15 protein-coding genes are annotated in these 16742 nt (G+C 56.1%); 13 read left to right on the plus strand and 2 right to left on the minus strand.

Annotated elements, in window-relative coordinates; all coding sequences use genetic code 11:
* The first annotated feature begins 167 nt into the window (after positions 1 to 167).
* The 8 genes from ACFSO0_RS12015 (at position 168) to ACFSO0_RS12050 (ending at position 7621) form a co-directional block, all read left to right on the plus strand.
* On the plus strand, positions 168 to 2399 hold the full coding sequence (locus ACFSO0_RS12015) for an S-layer homology domain-containing protein (RefSeq protein WP_376880457.1): 2232 nt from the start codon (positions 168 to 170) through the stop codon (positions 2397 to 2399).
* Positions 2396 to 3283, plus strand: a complete 888-nt coding sequence (locus ACFSO0_RS12020; protein ID WP_376880459.1) for a hypothetical protein — start codon at positions 2396 to 2398, stop codon at positions 3281 to 3283. Before ACFSO0_RS12015 ends, ACFSO0_RS12020 begins: the two co-directional genes overlap by 4 nt.
* Positions 3284 to 3444: 161 nt before the next feature.
* On the plus strand, positions 3445 to 3627 hold the full coding sequence (locus tag ACFSO0_RS12025; RefSeq protein ID WP_376880462.1) for a zinc ribbon domain-containing protein: 183 nt from the start codon (positions 3445 to 3447) through the stop codon (positions 3625 to 3627).
* A 118-nt stretch (positions 3628 to 3745) separates the two neighbouring features.
* Positions 3746 to 4786, plus strand: coding sequence for an aromatic acid exporter family protein (locus tag ACFSO0_RS12030; RefSeq protein WP_376880464.1), 1041 nt, complete (start codon positions 3746 to 3748; stop codon positions 4784 to 4786).
* 46 nt (positions 4787 to 4832) lie between these two features.
* A complete protein-coding gene (locus ACFSO0_RS12035) occupies positions 4833 to 5360 on the plus strand; it encodes a GNAT family N-acetyltransferase (protein WP_376880467.1) in 528 nt (175 codons plus the stop codon).
* Between the two features lie 144 nt (positions 5361 to 5504).
* On the plus strand, positions 5505 to 5861 hold the full coding sequence (locus ACFSO0_RS12040; protein ID WP_376880469.1) for a group I truncated hemoglobin: 357 nt from the start codon (positions 5505 to 5507) through the stop codon (positions 5859 to 5861).
* A gap of 183 nt (positions 5862 to 6044) precedes the next feature.
* Positions 6045 to 6857, plus strand: coding sequence for a MerR family transcriptional regulator (locus ACFSO0_RS12045; RefSeq protein WP_376880472.1), 813 nt, complete (start codon positions 6045 to 6047; stop codon positions 6855 to 6857).
* An 80-nt stretch (positions 6858 to 6937) separates the two neighbouring features.
* Entirely contained in the window at positions 6938 to 7621 is a 684-nt protein-coding gene (locus tag ACFSO0_RS12050) for a DUF554 domain-containing protein (RefSeq protein WP_376880474.1), read from the plus strand.
* A 107-nt stretch (positions 7622 to 7728) separates the two neighbouring features.
* Here ACFSO0_RS12050 and ACFSO0_RS12055 read toward each other — a convergent pair whose 3' ends face one another.
* Positions 7729 to 8592: a DNA/RNA non-specific endonuclease gene (locus tag ACFSO0_RS12055; protein WP_376880476.1), complete on the minus strand. Its 864-nt coding sequence runs from the start codon at positions 8590 to 8592 to the stop codon at positions 7729 to 7731.
* 164 nt (positions 8593 to 8756) lie between these two features.
* On the opposite strand from ACFSO0_RS12055, the gene ACFSO0_RS12060 reads away from it, so the two are divergent.
* From ACFSO0_RS12060 to ACFSO0_RS12070, 3 genes are all read left to right on the plus strand, one after another.
* Complete coding sequence (locus tag ACFSO0_RS12060) at positions 8757 to 9371, plus strand: PH domain-containing protein (RefSeq protein ID WP_376880479.1); 615 nt, start codon at positions 8757 to 8759, stop codon at positions 9369 to 9371.
* Between the two features lie 219 nt (positions 9372 to 9590).
* A complete protein-coding gene (locus tag ACFSO0_RS12065; protein WP_376880481.1) occupies positions 9591 to 10403 on the plus strand; it encodes a hypothetical protein in 813 nt (270 codons plus the stop codon).
* 435 nt (positions 10404 to 10838) lie between these two features.
* Positions 10839 to 11486 (plus strand): hypothetical protein, encoded by a 648-nt coding sequence (locus ACFSO0_RS12070; RefSeq protein WP_376880483.1) that lies wholly within the window; start codon positions 10839 to 10841, stop codon positions 11484 to 11486.
* Positions 11487 to 11605: 119 nt separating this feature from the next.
* Here the strand turns inward: ACFSO0_RS12070 and ACFSO0_RS12075 are convergent, their stop codons facing one another.
* On the minus strand, positions 11606 to 12427 hold the full coding sequence (locus tag ACFSO0_RS12075) for a helix-turn-helix domain-containing protein (protein WP_376880486.1): 822 nt from the start codon (positions 12425 to 12427) through the stop codon (positions 11606 to 11608).
* A 166-nt stretch (positions 12428 to 12593) separates the two neighbouring features.
* On the opposite strand from ACFSO0_RS12075, the gene tynA reads away from it, so the two are divergent.
* Positions 12594 to 14900: a primary-amine oxidase gene (tynA, locus tag ACFSO0_RS12080; RefSeq protein WP_376880489.1), complete on the plus strand. Its 2307-nt coding sequence runs from the start codon at positions 12594 to 12596 to the stop codon at positions 14898 to 14900.
* Between the two features lie 72 nt (positions 14901 to 14972).
* Complete coding sequence (gene betB, locus ACFSO0_RS12085) at positions 14973 to 16445, plus strand: betaine-aldehyde dehydrogenase (protein ID WP_376880491.1); 1473 nt, start codon at positions 14973 to 14975, stop codon at positions 16443 to 16445.
* Positions 16446 to 16742: the final 297 nt, after the last annotated feature.

The following is a 16742-nucleotide window of genomic DNA, read 5'->3' on the forward strand; positions in this document are numbered from 1 at the left end:
TAAAATCAAGGCACAACGCAGATTTCCTCCTTTTCAGTGGTTGTCTCGACAACTCCCACGATAGAGGAACATCTGCGTTTTTTCAATGTCTAGCACGGGTTATGGTGATGAATCAAATAAATGGTAAAATGGATGATGTGTCCAAAAAAGGAGAGGAAGTGGTAAAGATGAAAAAGGCAAAAATAGCCCCAAAATGGGCCTTGGGCGTGTCAGCGGCGCTAGTATTCGCTCCTTCTTTCAGCGTGCTGCCTGCAGTGCCTGTCGCATATGCCGCAGAGTTGTCTACTCCCCAAATAACGAAAGAGCAGGCTGTACAACTGGCAGGAAAATGGATTACCGTTCCGGACGGCTACAAGCAGGAGTCCGTTACCTTCCAGGATGCGCAGCGCGACAGGTATGCGGGTCAGTCGACGTGGAACCTTTCGTGGCGCAACGCCAAGAATGACGGCGGCATGTACATGACGATCGATGCAGACACGGGACAATTGCTGCAATTTTCGCGCTACGACTCCCGGACAAAGCCGTCTGTGCAGGCGGTCAGCGCGGAGCAGGCAGAGACGAAAGCGACGCAGTTTTTGCAGCTTGTCACGAGCGAGGACGAACGAAAAAAATTGTCCAAACCCAACCAGTATGGCAGCTTCCGGACCTATCTGGCCAATCCGGCAGAGCATGTCTTTGCCTATACAAGAATGGAAAACAACCTCCCGTTTCTGGAAAACGGTTTTATCGTAGTCGTCAATGGGGCGGGTGAAATCAACTCCTTCACTCGGCAATGGAGCAAAGCCCCGTTGCCTGCCCCCGATCACGTCGTGTCCCGCGAGCAGGCAGAAAAGCTGCTGGCCGAAAAGACAGCCCCGTCTCTCCGCTACAAGGATATGGCGGGCATCACCGGCAATTACCAGACGGACAGCGGGCGGTACATGCTTGTGTACGGGTACAGCTCTTCTGATCCCCGGTACGTGGATGCGGTTGCCGGCACGGTCGTAAATGCGCAGGGAAAACCGGCAGCGAGCAAGCCTGTGCAGCCGCTGGGGACGAGTCGCGCTGGGAGGGTGGACGCCGAGAAGCGCGTAACGAAAGAGCAGGCGCAGCAAATCGCGGAACAGCTCATCAAAAAGCTGCCAGGCCAGTACCGCTCGGACGGCAGCCACGGCGGGGGAGTCAGCACCGGCGCGAACGGAATCGAGATTCGCAGCTGGAGCTTTACATTCACGCCCTTGCAGGCCAAGGACAAAGCAGCCGAACCTGTGCATGTGAGCATCAACGACCGCGGCCAGCTGGAGGAATTCACTCGCAATGATCGCGTCCGCTTCCGGGAAAAAGGCACGAAAATCGAAAAGGCCGTACCGTGGAAAACAGCGGAAGAAAGTGCCGTCCAGCTGGTCAAAACCTTCTATGCCGATCGGCTGGGGGAAATCTATCTCCTCGATCAGGAGCCGTCGGATAGGTACATCAAAGAGGTGCTGGAGCACGGCGGCCCGTACGCGATCAGATTCGGATGGTTGAAAGACGGCGTGCCGCTGGAAGATGCGGACTTTACCGTGGAGGTGAATCCGCAGACAGGGGAAGCCGAGACGATGTGGGTGAGAGCGGGCGATTTGCCGGAACAGGTAGAGGCTGACGGCGAGAGGGTAATTGACGCTTCCACTGCCAAAAAAGTCGAGCAGGAGCAAAAAACGTTGGCGCTGACCTATTTCCAGCCGCAAGCAGTCGAGTTTGCGCTGCCTGATCCGAATGCCGCTCCGCTGCTCGTGTACCGCTACGTAGGAGAGGAAGGCGTCGTAGATGCACAGACGGGGGAATGGATCAGCTTCGCGCAGGAACGGAAAAAGCAGCGCCCGCAAGATATAGCAGGCCACCCGCTGCAAGCGGCAGTAGAAGACGCGCTGCGAATGGGGTTGATGGTGGCCAAGGACGGCAAGTTCGAGCCAGACAAGCCAGTGACGCGGGGCGAGATGGCGCAGCTGATGTTGCAGATGACGAATCGCATCGAGTTTCATTCCCTGCATTTCCATACGGACGAGGACGAGATCCCGTTTACGTTTGCCGATGTGGGGAGCAAACACCCGCAGTACGGCGCCATCCAGAGAGCGCTGCAATACGGGCTGATCGAAAAGAAAGGAACGCGCTTTGAGCCGGACAAGGCCATTACGCGCGCGCAGGCGGCAGACATGACAGCCCGGTTGCTCGGTTACGGCGACCTGCTGAAGCAGCCTGCTCTCTTCGTCTCTGCCTTCTCCGACGTGCGGCAAGCGGACGTTCCCGCTGTGGCGATTATTCATTCTCTCGGGCTGCTGCCAGGCCAAAACGCAGCGTTCAGCCCTGACTCCCCGTTGACGAGAGCCGAGGCGGCGCAGCTGCTGCAAGGGCTGCTCACACTGAAACAGGAGAAGGAATGAACCAAGTGAAACGGACACCGACGTCTGCGCATACGGTTGTAAAGCTGTCGACAATCTGGATGCTTTCCACGTCGGCTGTCCTCTCTGGGGTAGGAGTCGGCTCGGCTAGCGCCCATCCTGCTGAGCAACATTCGCAGATTACCATTTCCCAACAGGAAGCAGTTCGCTTCGCCCATCAGTGGGTGGAATCTGCTGTCTCCCATCAGCTGGAGCGTACAGAGGACGGACCGGACAGTTGGCTGTTTACCTTTGCACCGCTGGACAAGGCTGACAAGCGGCAGAAACCGATCGCGCTTCGGATCGGGAAAACTGGCGAGCTTCTCGAATACAGATCGGACGGACCTGTCGACGTTCCTGTCAAGGAAGAGGGCATCCCGTACGCACTGGCTGAGTTTAAGGCGGTCAAGCTGGTGAAGACGCTGTTTCCCGAACGCTTGGGCGAAATCTATCAGATGGAGCCACAACCCTATCATACCGATACGAAAAAACTGCTCGCATTGGGCGATTATTATACCGTGACCTTCGGGTGGTTGAAAAATGGAAAACCGATCGACGCGACGCTGGAAGTATTCGTCAATCCCCGGACGGGCGAAGCCGAGTATGCCAGCAGCAGTCACAACGCCAACCCACCCGTCAACAATCAGGCAGGAAAAGGAATCGTTGACCCGGCTCTGGCGCGGAAAGTGGAGCTGGAAAAGAAACGCTTTTTGTTGACGTATACCGAACCGCGGTTCGCCCCCGAAAACGATCAGGTGATGCTCGTGTACCGGCTTATCGGGGAGAGAGGTGCGGTCGACACCTATACAGGGCAATGGGTCAGCTATGAGGAGATCTGGAGAAACACGGTCAAGGATGCCGCTCAGAAATCGGGGGATGGAAATTGAAGGTCGCGCGCCCACGCATATCCCCTTCTGATCGACAGTGAGCAGCATGCGAGTTCGTACTGCATGAAAGAAGGGGCTTTCCCGCCTTCGGGATTCTTTTTGTCACCATCGGGATCTTCCAGGCCGTCTATCATTACAAAAACGCGACCTCCAAGCAGCGGATGTCCTTGTTCGCCATCACCGATTCGGGGGAGGAGCCGGACCTGCTCGACCTGAGATTCGGAGAAGCAGCGAGTTCCGACGAGCCTGCTTCAGAAGCGTTCCCCAAGGCGTTTTGTCCGTACTGTGGGCAAGGAATCAAACAGGAATTTCAGTACTGTCCGAAATGCGGCAAAAAACAGTAGCCGCTCGGGCGAACAAGAGCGGTTGTCCCGTATCCGGGCGGCCGCTTTTTAGCACGTAACAAAGTCTTAACTTTGGTTCCTCCGCACTTTTTGGTACATTGAGTGGAGAGCAGGAATATTGCGGCTATCTTATGTACGGACACGGAGGGGAGCAAGACTGCGTTCATTATCGTTAAAAATCGGCCATCGCACGCTCAAGACGGCGATCGGGACGGCGGTCTCGATCTTGCTCGCTCAACAGTTTGATCTGATGTTTTCCGCTTCGGCCGGGATCATTACCATCCTGTGCATTCAGGTGACGGTCAAACAATCGTTTCGCACGGCAGGGAACCGTGTTCTGGCGAGTCTTCTCGGGCTGGCCATCGGCATGGGGCTGTTTGCGCTGCTCGGATATACACCGCTCGCGATCATGCTGGCGATCCTGATCTTTTTGCCGCTGGCGGTGCGGTTTCGCATCCAGGAAGGCTTTATCAGCAGCATGGTGGTCATCATGCACCTGTACTCGACGCAGCGGATGGATCTTGCCCTGATCGCAAACGAGCTGGCCCTGCTGCTGATCGGCGTGGGGGTAGCGCTGGTGGTCAATTTGTACATGCCGAGCCTGGACAAAGAGCTGAAAGAGATGCAGGCACAGGTGGAGAGAAATTTCAGCAAAATTTTGAAGGAGTTCTCGTATTACCTGCGCCGTGGGGAGAGCGACTGGGACGGGCGGGAGATGATCGAGACGCCGGGTCTGCTAAGCAAGGCGATCCAGCTCGCGTCGCGCTCGGCCGACAACCGGCTGGGGAAACGCGAGGAAGATCCGTACTATCAATATTTCGTCATGCGGGACAAACAGTTCGAACTGCTGGAGCGGATGATGCCGATGGTCTCCACGCTCGATACGCAAGTCCCCCAAGGCCATCAGATTGCGGATTTCCTGGAGCGGCTCAGCGATTCCGTGCATCCGGGCAATACGGCCTACCGCTTTCTGGACCAGCTGCGCGTCATGCGTCATGAAATCAGGGAAACGGGCTTGCCGATCACTCGTCAGGAGTTCGAGACGCGGGCCGCGCTGTTCGTCCTGCTGCGCGAGATCGAGCGGTACTTGTTCATCAAGCACGAGCTGGGCAAAGCGAGCGACGAGCACCCGGAAAAAGCGGCGGCCGCCGCGAAGTAAGAAGTTGGCATATGTACCCCTTTTTGCAGAGAGGAGCACACGCGGGATGAAAGCAATCCAAAGCGGCTTGGGACACACGGTAGAGCTGTTGACCGTGACGGCGCAAGACACGGTTGAGTTGGAAGCGGTAAAGGAGCTGTTCGAGGAATACGCCCAGTCGCTCGACATCGATCTTTCCTTTCAGGACTTTGCAGCAGAGTACAAGACGTTGCCTGGAAAATACGGGGCGCCGGACGGTGTATTGCTGCTTGCGACGGTAGATGGGCAAACGGCGGGCTGCATCGCACTGCGCAAGCTCGCGGAAGGCGTCTGCGAAATGAAGCGGCTGTATGTCCGCGATGCGTTCAGAGGTTTGCGGATCGGAAAAAGGCTGATTCAGGAGTTGGTTGAACGTGCGACGCAGCTTCATTACGAATTCATCCGGCTGGATACTCTTCCCACAATGCACAAGGCCCAGGATTTGTATCGTTGTTTCGGATTTTACGAGATCGAACCGTACGTATTTAATCCGATCGCGGGAACGAAATATATGGAGCTGCGTTTGCCAAAAGAGGCAAGCGAAAGGAAGGCGTAACCGGAGAAAAAGAATCAATCAACCTGGAGCATGGCCAGCTTGCGGATGAGATCAGGATTGTGCCGATTTTCTCATAAAGGCCCGGCTTGCGTGGAATAGTAAAGCCTGCAAGCTGAACCTGAACCTGAACCTCGGGAGGTCTTTATGGGCACTTTATACGACAAGTACGGCGGCGAAGAAACGATCGCCAAGGTGGTAGACTACTTTTACGATCTGGTGTTGGCGGATGATACAGTCAACCACTTTTTTGCCAACACCGACATGGAGAAGCAGCGCAGGCATCAGACGAAGTTCATCAGCTACGCGCTCGGAGGCCCCAACCAGTACACCGGCCAGTCGATGGCCAAGGCGCATCAGGGGATGAATTTGCAGCCGGGGCATTTCGATGCCATCGTGAAGCATTTGCATGACGCCTTGAGCCATTTCGGAGTGAGCAAGGAAGACATCGATGAGGCATTGCAAAAGGTGGAGGCACTGCGCGGCGATATTTTGTACAAGTGAAGGTCCTTTTGGAGAGCTTTCTATCCTATGTATGCAAGCCAATAGCCCGCATGCCGGACTGTTGGCTTTTTTATTTCTGGCAAAAGCTGCCGCCTGCTCGTAGAAAAGGCGAAGGAGAATTGATAAGATGGGGGACAGGCGAGAATTTCAGGGAGAGGAACGAAAGGAAAGTGGCATGCCCCCATGTTTTTGATCGGTGAAATATCCAGGCTGTTTCAAATCGATGTTCGCACGCTGCGCTATTACGATGAGATCGGGCTGTTCAAGCCTGCCCACATTGAGGAGCGAACAGGCTACCGGTACTATTCGATCGAGCAGTTCGAGCAGCTCAACACGATTCTGTACCTGAAGGCGCTGAACATCCCGCTGAAAAATGTGAAGCTGTTTCTGGAGAACCGGGACATCGACCGGATCTTGCAGCTGTTGGAAGAGCAGCAGCGGGAGACGGAAAAGCGCATCCGGGAATTTCAGCAAATCCAGCAAAAGATCGCGAGCCGTATCCACCAGATTGTGGATGCGGCCAACAGGCAAGAGCTGGACAAGATTCGGGAAGTCGAGCTGCCCGAGCGGAGGATTGTGCGGCTAAAGCAAAAGATACACAAGACCGACAATCTCGAAATGTCCATCCGGCTATTGGAGAACAGCACGAATATGAAATCGACCATTTTTTTGGGCAAAGTCGGCTTGTCCATCTCGCGCGATAACGTCAAACAGAGGAAGTTCGACGAGTATGACTCGATCTTCGTCATTGTCGAAAACGAAAGCTGCCACATAACCAAGGCGCAGGAGATGATCCTTCCGCAGGACAAATACGTCACGATCCGGTTCGCGGGCACGCATGCCGAGGCCGCGCCGTACTACGAAAAACTGCTCGATTACGTCGAGGAGCGCGGGTATGAGGTCGCCCTGGACGCCTTGGAAATTACGTTAATCGACTACGGGCTCACGAACGACCGATCCAAATTCGTGACGGAGATTCAGCTTTTGGTCAAATAGGTATCCCAAAATCCCGTTGACCCTCCAGCAGCTGGAGGGTTTATTCTTTTGCCCAGAATCGTTTGGGGAGGAAGAAAGTTGTGACTGGAACAATCGTAAATGCACTACTGATTCTCGTGGGAAGCGTGATTGGCAGCGTATTCAAGAGGGGGATCAAGGATGATTACCAGGACATTCTGATGCAGGCGATGGGACTGGCCGTCACGGCGCTCGGCCTCTGCTCGGTCGCAAAGCACATGCCGGACAGCCAGTATCCCGTGCTGTTTATCGCGAGCCTGGCCATCGGGGGATTGATCGGGGAGAAGCTGAACATGGAGCATCGGTTCAAGCAGTTTGTCTCCCGGTTTTCCAAAGGAAATCTGGCGGAGGGGCTGTCGACTGCCGTCCTCCTGTTCTGCATCGGCACGCTGTCGATTGTCGGACCGATCGAGAGCGCGCTAAACGGCAACCAGACGTATTTGTTCACGAACGCCATTTTGGACCTGGTGACCTCGATGGTACTGGCGACCAGTTACGGCATCGGGATCGCGCTGTCCGCAATCGTCCTGTTTTGCTGGCAAGGCTTCTTCTACGTCGCGGCGGGAGCGGTCGCAGGCGCGATTACCCCAGAGCTGTTGACGGAAATCTCCATCATCGGAGGGGTCTTGATTATGAGCTCGGGTCTCGGCATTCTTGGCCTGAAAAAGTTCCGGACGATCAACCTGATCCCGGCGCTGTTCATTCCGGCTGTTTACCTGGGGATAAGGAGCTTGCTTGGAATCTAGCATTGAGGTAGCCTTTGGAGAGGCTGGTGGGAGTCTGTGACATGTGCGCAGGCTCCTTTTCAGTTCGGAGAAGATATCGTGACGTCTCCCGCTTGGCGCAACCGCCATCAAGGCAGTTCCCAGACAATATCCGCCGCCCGCCATACAGGGAGGGGCCGCCCCGCCGCCGTCTCGCGCTTCTGTCCGGCAGAGAGGAGGCGGGGCTTTTGCATGAGCGGATCGCGCGAATAGAGGGAAGGAGCGAAGGCAAGACCAGCTTCCCGCGAGATCGTCTCGAGCGGCACCTGATACGTCACCAGCCGCCGATACTCGCACTGATCCCGGGTGCGCTCCGGGCTTTGCCGGATGAGGAAGGACAGGCACGCCACCCGTCCTTGCTCGCTTACGTACAGGGCGCTTTTCCAAAAGCCAAAGGGGACCCGGACGCCGCAGCCCGGCTCTGCTCGCTTGCCGCAATACTCTTCGTCGTCGTCCTTGTGAATCGGACCGGTGAAAATAATCAGCCGCTGTGCCGCGTGCAGCCGTTCGATGACCCAGTCCTCCAGGCAGTTCCAGATGCCGGTGTTGAACTCGTGGTGTTGCAGGGCGATATTGGCGTAGCAGAACGAGTCGAAGTTCGCCTGCTCCGCTTCCCGCCGCTCGCCCCAGCAGACGTCCTTTCTGCGGGTGAGGTGGCCGCGGTCGAAATCGTTTTCGGCGTAATACTCCGGCCCGACCTGATTTTCCGCCCCGATCCGCTCGTCGAAATGCCAGGACGTGTTGCCGCGCCCGACGTTGACGGCCCGGCTGGCGTCCACGCAGGCGGCGGAGTAAATGGCAAATCGCGTGCGCCGGTTCATGGCGATGGAAAAATGCGTGAAGTCAAATACTTGCCCGTGGTTCAGCGCGTCCCGGGCGACGCGTCCCTGCGGCAGCGGCAGTGGAACCGGATGCCTTTCGCCGAGAAAAAAAGGATCGTAACCTGTCTGCATGAGTCCTCTCCTCCTTAGGAAACAGCCTGTCTTCACGCGCGATTTGCAACTGGAATATTTTGGTGATATACCCGCATTATACTAGATAGGTGCAACCGGGCACACAGTCGGACGTACTATAGAGAGCGAGGTCAAAAAGCTCAGATGCAAAGGGGAGAGGCACGATGTTTGGAAAACTGGCGGCGGATGTACTCGGATTGAGCGATGTCGGGGTGGTCGTCAAGCCGAAAGACTACGACAAGGTCGACGCCGACGATTACGTCATGCACGAGGACAACGAAAAGATTTACTTCCTCATCAAGTCCAAATCGGACGAATACTGCTTTACCAACCTGGCGCTCATCCACCTGGACGGGAAGAGTGCCACGAGCAAGAAGCGCACGCTGCGCCGCTTTTCCTACCATACGCACAAAATCACGAATGTCTCCCTGGAAACGGCAGGGACGGTCGATCTGGACGTGGAAATCAAGTTCACGATGGGAGCCGAACACTTCTCGATTGACGTGAACAAAAAGCATTTGGGAGAACTGAAGGATTTGTACAAGGCGCTCATAAAAATCTCTTCCCTGACGCACGACAATGAAATCGCGCTGCAGCATGCCCGGGAGAGTCTGGGTGTGGCGCAGAGCACGATCAGCAGCGTGGCGAATCTGCAGGCGGACGTCGCTGCCCAGTTCCGGACGCTGAACCAGTACGCCTTTGACTGGCTGACCGAAGCGCATGAGAAATACGTCGTGAAAGACTTCGGCAAAGTCTTTGAAACCTATATCCACAACTAGCAGGCTTACAGAAGAAAAGGGAAAGCCTCTCCAGTGTCAAAGCATCCGCACGTATTTGCATGGCCAGGATCGCTCGCTGCCGGAGGGGCTTTTTTGGCTGCTTGCTTGCAGGGGTATGTAAAAATTTGTAAAACACGAACGTGTAACGATGTCTCAGACAAAGGATGCCAAAAGAGCAGGCTGCCACGGCAGTCTGTTTGATGGTAGGGGGGAACCGGTTTGAGGGAATGGCTCTTTTCGCTTGCTGTCGCCTTGCTGATCGCAATAGCCGGCTACGGTGGTTATCGTCTTGGAGCCGTCAGCCAAGCGGTGGAAATCAAGGACTTGCAAACGACGCAAACTACCGACAACCAGCGAGACTCGCTTGCCCTGCAAGATCACGATTACCTGGTGAAAATGTTCCGTTCGACAGACGATAAAGGCGTCGACGGTATCGCGTTTCAATGGAGCGATCCGTCCGGGAAAACGGATTACAAAGCCGTAGTGAGGGCATTCGTGGAAAAGGAGCTGAAAAAGGAAATTCGCAGTTTTCAAACGGTCAGTCGTTCTGTCAATCCACGGGTCGTTCTGGTGACGACAACAGACGGCGCCGCTATCGAGATTCAGATGAAAAAGCTGAACAACCTTGGGCAAATGTGGACAATCACGGGCTATAACGAGCTTTATCCAACCAGCTATCCGGCCTCCGCGGAACGCTATCGGGCGATCCGGATCGAGGAAGCTCCAGCCCAGGTCCAGGAATGGGCAAACAAGCGGATGTCCTCTCCGGAGTGGAAAAAAGAATGGCTGCAGACAGGAGAAAAAACATACGTCCTGCTGAAAACCTCTGGCAGCCCAACAGATGCTGTGGAGCTGGAGGACGTAGGCTTTGGAGCAGGGGAAATGTCCGTGATGTACCAGACGTTTGATTACAGCCAAACTTCTGATCCCGCGCTGATCAACGACTATATTTTGCTCGAAGTCGACTATGCTGCGGAGCAAGGTGTGAATTTCATCGAGTCGTATACGTTTCATGAAGCCAGGCAGGGATGACCGCGGGCAGGTGCCCCGGTGAACCGCTGCCTTTCTCCGTTGTCCGCCTCAAAAAAGAAATAACCGCCTCCACAAAGGAGACGGTATTCATCGAGCTCGCAGGTTATGGGGTACTACCGATATTCACGTGCGACGCATCTACCTCCGGATTGAAGTGAGAAGCCTACACCTGTGAACGGTTGTTTCCCTTACTCGCTTGGGTGAAGTGTAAATCATTCAAGGCACATCGCCTCCAGAAAGACTGATGCCTGTTTGAACACACACCACTGAGCTCGATGATTTTATTATGGTCCATCAAGCCGGTTTTATACGCAGCGTCCCGCCGTTTGGACACTCGTACATTTTGCGCACAGACGGGATAAGCGTTCCGCACGCTTTGTCCGCCAGCCGCATTGCATATAGGGTAAGTCTGAATGCGAACAGGGTGAGCAAGAGATGGCAAGAGCCAATGACATGTTAACGGTCATTTATCAGAGGGGAAAAAAGCGGATGGTTGTGAAATCTCCGCTGAACGGAAACCGTCGAGTGGTCGTGGTGTTGAACAGCCAGTTCACCAACGCACCGAATACGACCCAGATCGCCAGCGGAGCCGGACGGAGCAGCGCTGCCGGAAACAATGCCAGCATCGACTCGACGAACACGCAGCAGCAGCAATCGGTAGGGGCCGGGGGAAAGGCGATTAATCGCGGCATGAAAGGAAAACAGGCGGCAGCCAGATGCCGAAACGGACAGCGCAGAGGGTGCAACGATCCAAATCAAGCCGTCATCGTCGTGAACGATCAGGTCGTCAAGCTGCGCAAACGTATGTCTGAATCATCAGCGACGCAGGTAGCAGGCGGCGGAGGACGAGACAGCGCGGGCGGCACCAATGCGGCCATCGAGAGTGCCAATACCAAGCAGCAGCATGCTGTCGGCGGGGGAAGCGGTTCCGTCGCGATCAACAAAAGCTCCCGGAGCAGACAGCTTGCACGGTTGAAGAAAAAGTCCGCAGGGAAACGAAATGGAGTAAAAGCGGCGGGAATCCGAAAGGCGCGCAGCATCGGCAAAGCTCGGGCAGCCAAAAAATTGAGACGGAGCAAATAGATTCCATGGGAAAAGCCATCTCTTTCCAGCGAGATGGCTTTTTGTGCAGGCAAAAAAGTGGATACGATACTGATCCGGCATTCGTGCAACAAAGCGAGTCTATTGTCCATGAAGTAGCTTCAAAAAGGCGGGAGCGTGTGAGCGTTGGCCTGCATCAGCATGAGGATTTGCATCGGGGTGAACAGGCTGAAATGCTTGAAGTCCTTGATGAAATGCGCCTGATCGTAGTAGCCGAGTTCGCTGGCGATCGCACCGGTAGCGGCGGGGCGGCTCATCATGGACGAGAGCGTATTTTGAAAGCGGGTAATCCGGCTGTACTGCTTCGGTGACAGGCCGAGCGTCTCGACGAATTTTTTGCGGATGTAGCGAGAGGAAAAGCCGACGTCATCCGCCAGTTCGTCGACGGTGACGCTGCCTTTGGACTGATAGATTTTCTGCAGGCAATATGGCATCCATCCGGACGGCTGTTCGGGAGACAGCAGCTTCGGCAGCAAATATTGTTCAAAATGGGCGATCCGCTCGGAGAACGTCTCCAGCTCCGCGATGTCATCACAGAGGTGATCGACGCCCTTCACGACGTCCTGCAAAAGAGGCTGGCGCTCGATTAGCTCGCGAAACGGAGCAGGTGCCAGGTGCAGGCTGTGCAAAGGCGTCAGGCGAATCCCGAAATACGTTGCGCCTGCGTGAAAGGGAATGGTCTCCCCTTGCAGGATGGTGCCGCAGATGAGCGAGTGCGGACGCCAGGGATCGCAGCAGATGATCACGTCCATACAGCCGTCCGGCACGACGCGGATCGAGTGAACCCTCGTGTCCATGACGTACTGGTAGTAGAGGACGGTCTGCCCGTGGTAGGGGACGAGCTTTTCCTGATAGCTTCTGGTCTCCAGGCGAAAGCCGTACTGAACAGGAGGCAAGTGGGCGGCAATTTCTACGCGGCTCATTTTACCATAACCACCTTTTCCAAAATCTTCGGTTCCAGTTATATCCCTTTCTACTAGTATGTACGAAAGTGAAAGAAACAGATAGTTCCGAAATTTACAATACATCCCCCGCGATGGGCTCATACAATGGACTTGCACAGAGTTTGAAAACGCGGGGGGATCTTTCATGCAGCATCAGCAAGCCAAAAGAAGAAAGCTACCGAAACAGTTCGCCATGTCCACGGCGGCATTGGGAACGGCGCTCACCTTTGCGCTGTCGCCCGCAGTGCCGTTGGCGGAAAAAGCACACGCGCATGGGGGAGAGGCGGAATACCTGCCGCTCAAAGCGATGGTCGAGGAATTCGGCGGCACCGTCGCCTGGGACAGCGCCACCCAAAGCGCGATAGTCAAACGGGACGGCACAGTAGTCACGGTGAAGCCCAACCAGTCTCTGGCGATCGTAAATGGAAGCGCTGTCAAACTGGAAGCGCCGGTCGTCAACAAAAACGGAACCCTTTACGTGACGCATCATTTCCTGAACGAAGTATTCCAGTCCCAGCTGGCACAGACGGTCTTGGTGCAAAAGGAGGAGCATCCGCTCAATCCGCTGACGGCAGACGAGATCAGCGCCGCAGTGAGCGTCATCAAGCAGTCCGCCTCCTATAAAGACAACATCCGCTTCACGCAAGTCTCGCTCAAGGAGCCGGACAAAACCAAGGTGTGGAACTGGGTATACGGGCAGAAGCAGCCGTTCGAGCGGTCCGCGAACGTCGTCATGCTGGACGGAAAGACAGTAATCGAGGCCGAGGTAGATCTGGCCGCGAAGAAGCTCGTCTCCTGGCAGGTCGTCGAGGGAGCGCACGGGATGGTCATTCTCGACGACTTCCAGACCGTGCAGACCGCCATTGAACAAAGCAGCGAATACGCCGCCGCGCTGCGCAAGCGGGGGATCGACGATGTGAAAAAAGTGGTCGCGACGCCGCTCACCGTAGGCTACTTCAACGAGGCGGACGGCTTGAAACAAGATTTGCGCCTGCTCAAGGTCGTCTCGTATCTGGATGTGGGCGACGGCAACTACTGGGCGCACCCGATCGAAAATCTGGTCGCAATCGTCGATCTGGAGCAAAAGAAAGTTATCAAGATCGAAGATACGGGCGTGATCCCGGTGCCGCTAAAGCCGACTCCGTACGACGGCCGCAATCAGGCGGTCAAGCAAAAGGTGAAGCCGCTGACCATCTCAGAACCCGAGGGCAAAAACTACTCGCTCGAAGGCAACACCATCCATTGGGGCAACTGGGACTTCCATCTGCACCTCGACTCCCGCGTAGGGCCAGTGCTCTCCACGGTGACGTACAACGACAACGGCACGAAACGCAAAATCATGTACGAAGGCTCGCTCGGCGGCATGATCGTTCCGTACGGCGATCCCGATGTGGGATGGTATTTCAAGGCGTACCTCGACTCCGGCGATTACGGGATGGGCGTACTGACTTCTCCGCTGCAAAAAGGAACCGACGTGCCGGAAAACGCGCAGCTGCTCGATGCCACCATCTCGGATAACGATGGCAACCCGTACACGATTCCAAACGCGATGGCGATCTTCGAGCAATACGCAGGACCGGAGTTCAAGCATCAGGAGATGGGGCAGGAGAACGTAAGCCGCGAGCGCCGGGAGCTGGTCGTCCGCTGGATCAGCACGGTGGGCAACTACGACTACATTTTCGACTGGGTCTTCTCGCCGAACGGGACGATCAAGATCGACGTCGGCGCAACCGGCATCGAAGCCGTGAAGGCGGTCAAATCGTCGACCATGCATGACCCCACTGCCAAAGAAGACACGCGCTACGGCACCCTGATCGACCACAACATCGTCGGGACGACACATCAGCACATCTACAACTTCCGCCTCGATCTGGACGTGGACGGCGAGAAAAACGTGCTGACCGAAATCAATCCGCAGATCGCCAAAAATACGGCAGGCGGCCCGCGAACAAGCGCCATCGTCACGGAGCAAAAGACAGTCACCACCGAGCAGGAGGCGATCCAGAACTTCGACCCGTCGACGGTTCGCCTGCTCACCAATCCGAACAAGGAAAACAAGGTCGGCAACCCCGTGTCTTATCAGATCATTCCGTACGCAGGCGGCACACACCCGATCGCCAAAGGGGCCATGTTTGCAAAGGACGAATGGCTGTACAACCGGGTGAACTTCATGGACAAACAAATCTGGGTGACGAAATACAATCCAGACGAGCGCTTCCCGGAAGGCAAATATCCGAACCGGGCCAAGACCGATACGGGGCTGAAAGCGTTCACTGCCAACAACGACTCGATCGACAACACGGACAACGTCGTCTGGATGACGACAGGCACGACACACGTCGCCCGCGCAGAGGAATGGCCGATCATGCCGACGGAGTGGGTGCACGCGATGCTGAAGCCGTGGAACTTTTTCGATCAGACGCCGACGCTGGATTTGCCGGAAAACAAGTAAGGGGAAAAACGCCGGAAAAAGCGGGCAGTCGCCTGAACGAGCAAATAGAAGAACGAAGCGGAGGAGAACAAAATGGCACAAAACTACCAGCTGTTCATCGGAGGAAAGTGGGTAAACGCACTGTCGGGCAAGACGTTCGAGTCGCTCAATCCCGCGACAGGGGAAGTGAACGGAATCGTAGCGGAAGCCGGGGAGGAAGACGTCGATTTGGCGGTCAAGGCGGCGCGCCAGGCGTTCCAATCGGGTCCGTGGGCCGAGATGGCGCCGTCAGACCGCGGCAGGCTGCTGTATCGCGCCGCGCAAAACATGTGGGAAAAGCTGGACTACTTGGCTGAGGTGGAGTCCGCCGACAACGGCTTGCCGATCAACGAGACGAAGTATATCGCGATGCCGGCGACCATCGACGTGCTGGAATTTTACGCGGGGCTGGCGAACAAGGTGCAGGGCGAGACGCTGGCCTCTCCCGGCAGCCGCTTCAACTACACCTTGCGCGAGCCGCTCGGCGTCATCGGGGCCATCGTGCCGTGGAACTTCCCGCTCATGCTGGCGATGTGGAAGCTGGCTCCCGCCCTGGCAGCAGGCAACACAATCGTCATCAAACCGGCGGAGCAGACCCCTATCAGCATTTTGGAGCTGGCGAAAATTTTTCAGGAGGCAGGCATTCCGGACGGTGTCATCAATGTCGTCCCAGGCTACGGCGCTGTCGCCGGGAACGCCCTGGCGTCACATCCGGACGTAGACAAGATCGCCTTTACCGGCTCGACGAACACAGGCCGCCTGATCATGCAGGCAGCGAGCAAGCATCTCAAGCCAGTCACGCTCGAGCTCGGCGGCAAATCCCCGAACATCGTCTTCGCCGACGCAGAGCTGGAAGATGCGGTAAATGGAGCGCTTTTCGGCATCTACTTTGCACAGGGCCAGGTGTGTGCCGCCGGTTCCCGCCTGTTCGTGCAGGACAGTGTGTATGACAAATTCCTGGACGCCTTTCATAAAAAAGCGCAGTCCATCCGCGTCGGCAATCCCCTCGATCCGGCAACGCAAATGGGGCCGCAAGTCTCGCTGGCGCAGTTGGAGCGGATCGAGCATTACGTGGCAAAGGGCGTGGAGGAAGGTGCCAGCCTCGTCCTCGGCGGCAAGCGCAACCCGCAGGCAGGGACCGGCTATTTCTTCTCCCCGACCATCTTTACCGACGTGACCAATGACATGACGATCGCCCGCGAGGAAATTTTCGGGCCAGTTATCTCCATCATCCGCTTCCGGGACGAGGAGGACGCGATCCGCCTGGCCAACGACACGACGTACGGCCTCGCATCCGGCGTCTGGACGAACGACCTGAAGCGCGCCCACCGCATGGCTCGCGGCCTGCAGGCAGGAACGGTCTACATCAACACGTACAGCATGCTCGACAGCACGACCCCGTTTGGCGGCACGAAACAAAGCGGCTTCGGCCGCGAACTGGGCATGCAGGCGATGGAGCTGTACACGCATACGAAGAGCGTCTGGGTCGACCTGGGCAAGCAAGGGCTGAACTGGTACGGGGTGTAGCAGACGAGAAAGTACAGCAAGAGGAGGCCCCGCCAAGTCGTCAGCCAGGGATCGAGGGCGAAATGGACCCGCGCCTCGAGCTGGTTTATTGAACGGGTGTGGGGTGAAGGACCCTGCAGCCACTGGAAGGATTGAAAGCAGAGATCGTGGATGGGCGTTAGTGCAGACGACGATTATTTGCTATTGTCCGGCATCCAGCCGAGTTGCTCTTAATGAACTGGAGACCTTCGGTTTACCGAAGGTCTCCAGTTCATTAATGACTGTATATGGAAACTTTTCCATCTGATGGAATGTGTC

It is taken from the genome of Brevibacillus sp. GCM10020057, assembly GCF_042683565.1.
Lineage (GTDB): Bacteria > Bacillota > Bacilli > Brevibacillales > Brevibacillaceae > Brevibacillus.

Excerpts from the sequence above, each read along its gene's own strand:
- ACFSO0_RS12060 (WP_376880479.1), top strand. The coding sequence starts at position 8,757 with ATGTTTGGAAAACTGGCGGCGGATGTACTCGGATTGAGCGATGTCGGG.
- ACFSO0_RS12055 (WP_376880476.1), bottom strand. The coding sequence starts at position 8,592 with ATGCAGACAGGTTACGATCCTTTTTTTCTCGGCGAAAGGCATCCGGTT.
- ACFSO0_RS12070 (WP_376880483.1), top strand. The coding sequence starts at position 10,839 with ATGGCAAGAGCCAATGACATGTTAACGGTCATTTATCAGAGGGGAAAA.
- ACFSO0_RS12020 (WP_376880459.1), top strand. The coding sequence starts at position 2,396 with ATGAACCAAGTGAAACGGACACCGACGTCTGCGCATACGGTTGTAAAG.
- ACFSO0_RS12035 (WP_376880467.1), top strand. The coding sequence starts at position 4,833 with ATGAAAGCAATCCAAAGCGGCTTGGGACACACGGTAGAGCTGTTGACC.
- ACFSO0_RS12075 (WP_376880486.1), bottom strand. The coding sequence starts at position 12,427 with ATGAGCCGCGTAGAAATTGCCGCCCACTTGCCTCCTGTTCAGTACGGC.
- ACFSO0_RS12015 (WP_376880457.1), top strand. The coding sequence starts at position 168 with ATGAAAAAGGCAAAAATAGCCCCAAAATGGGCCTTGGGCGTGTCAGCG.
- ACFSO0_RS12040 (WP_376880469.1), top strand. The coding sequence starts at position 5,505 with ATGGGCACTTTATACGACAAGTACGGCGGCGAAGAAACGATCGCCAAG.
- betB (WP_376880491.1), top strand. The coding sequence starts at position 14,973 with ATGGCACAAAACTACCAGCTGTTCATCGGAGGAAAGTGGGTAAACGCA.
- ACFSO0_RS12045 (WP_376880472.1), top strand. The coding sequence starts at position 6,045 with ATGTTTTTGATCGGTGAAATATCCAGGCTGTTTCAAATCGATGTTCGC.
- tynA (WP_376880489.1), top strand. The coding sequence starts at position 12,594 with ATGCAGCATCAGCAAGCCAAAAGAAGAAAGCTACCGAAACAGTTCGCC.
- ACFSO0_RS12025 (WP_376880462.1), top strand. The coding sequence starts at position 3,445 with ATGTCCTTGTTCGCCATCACCGATTCGGGGGAGGAGCCGGACCTGCTC.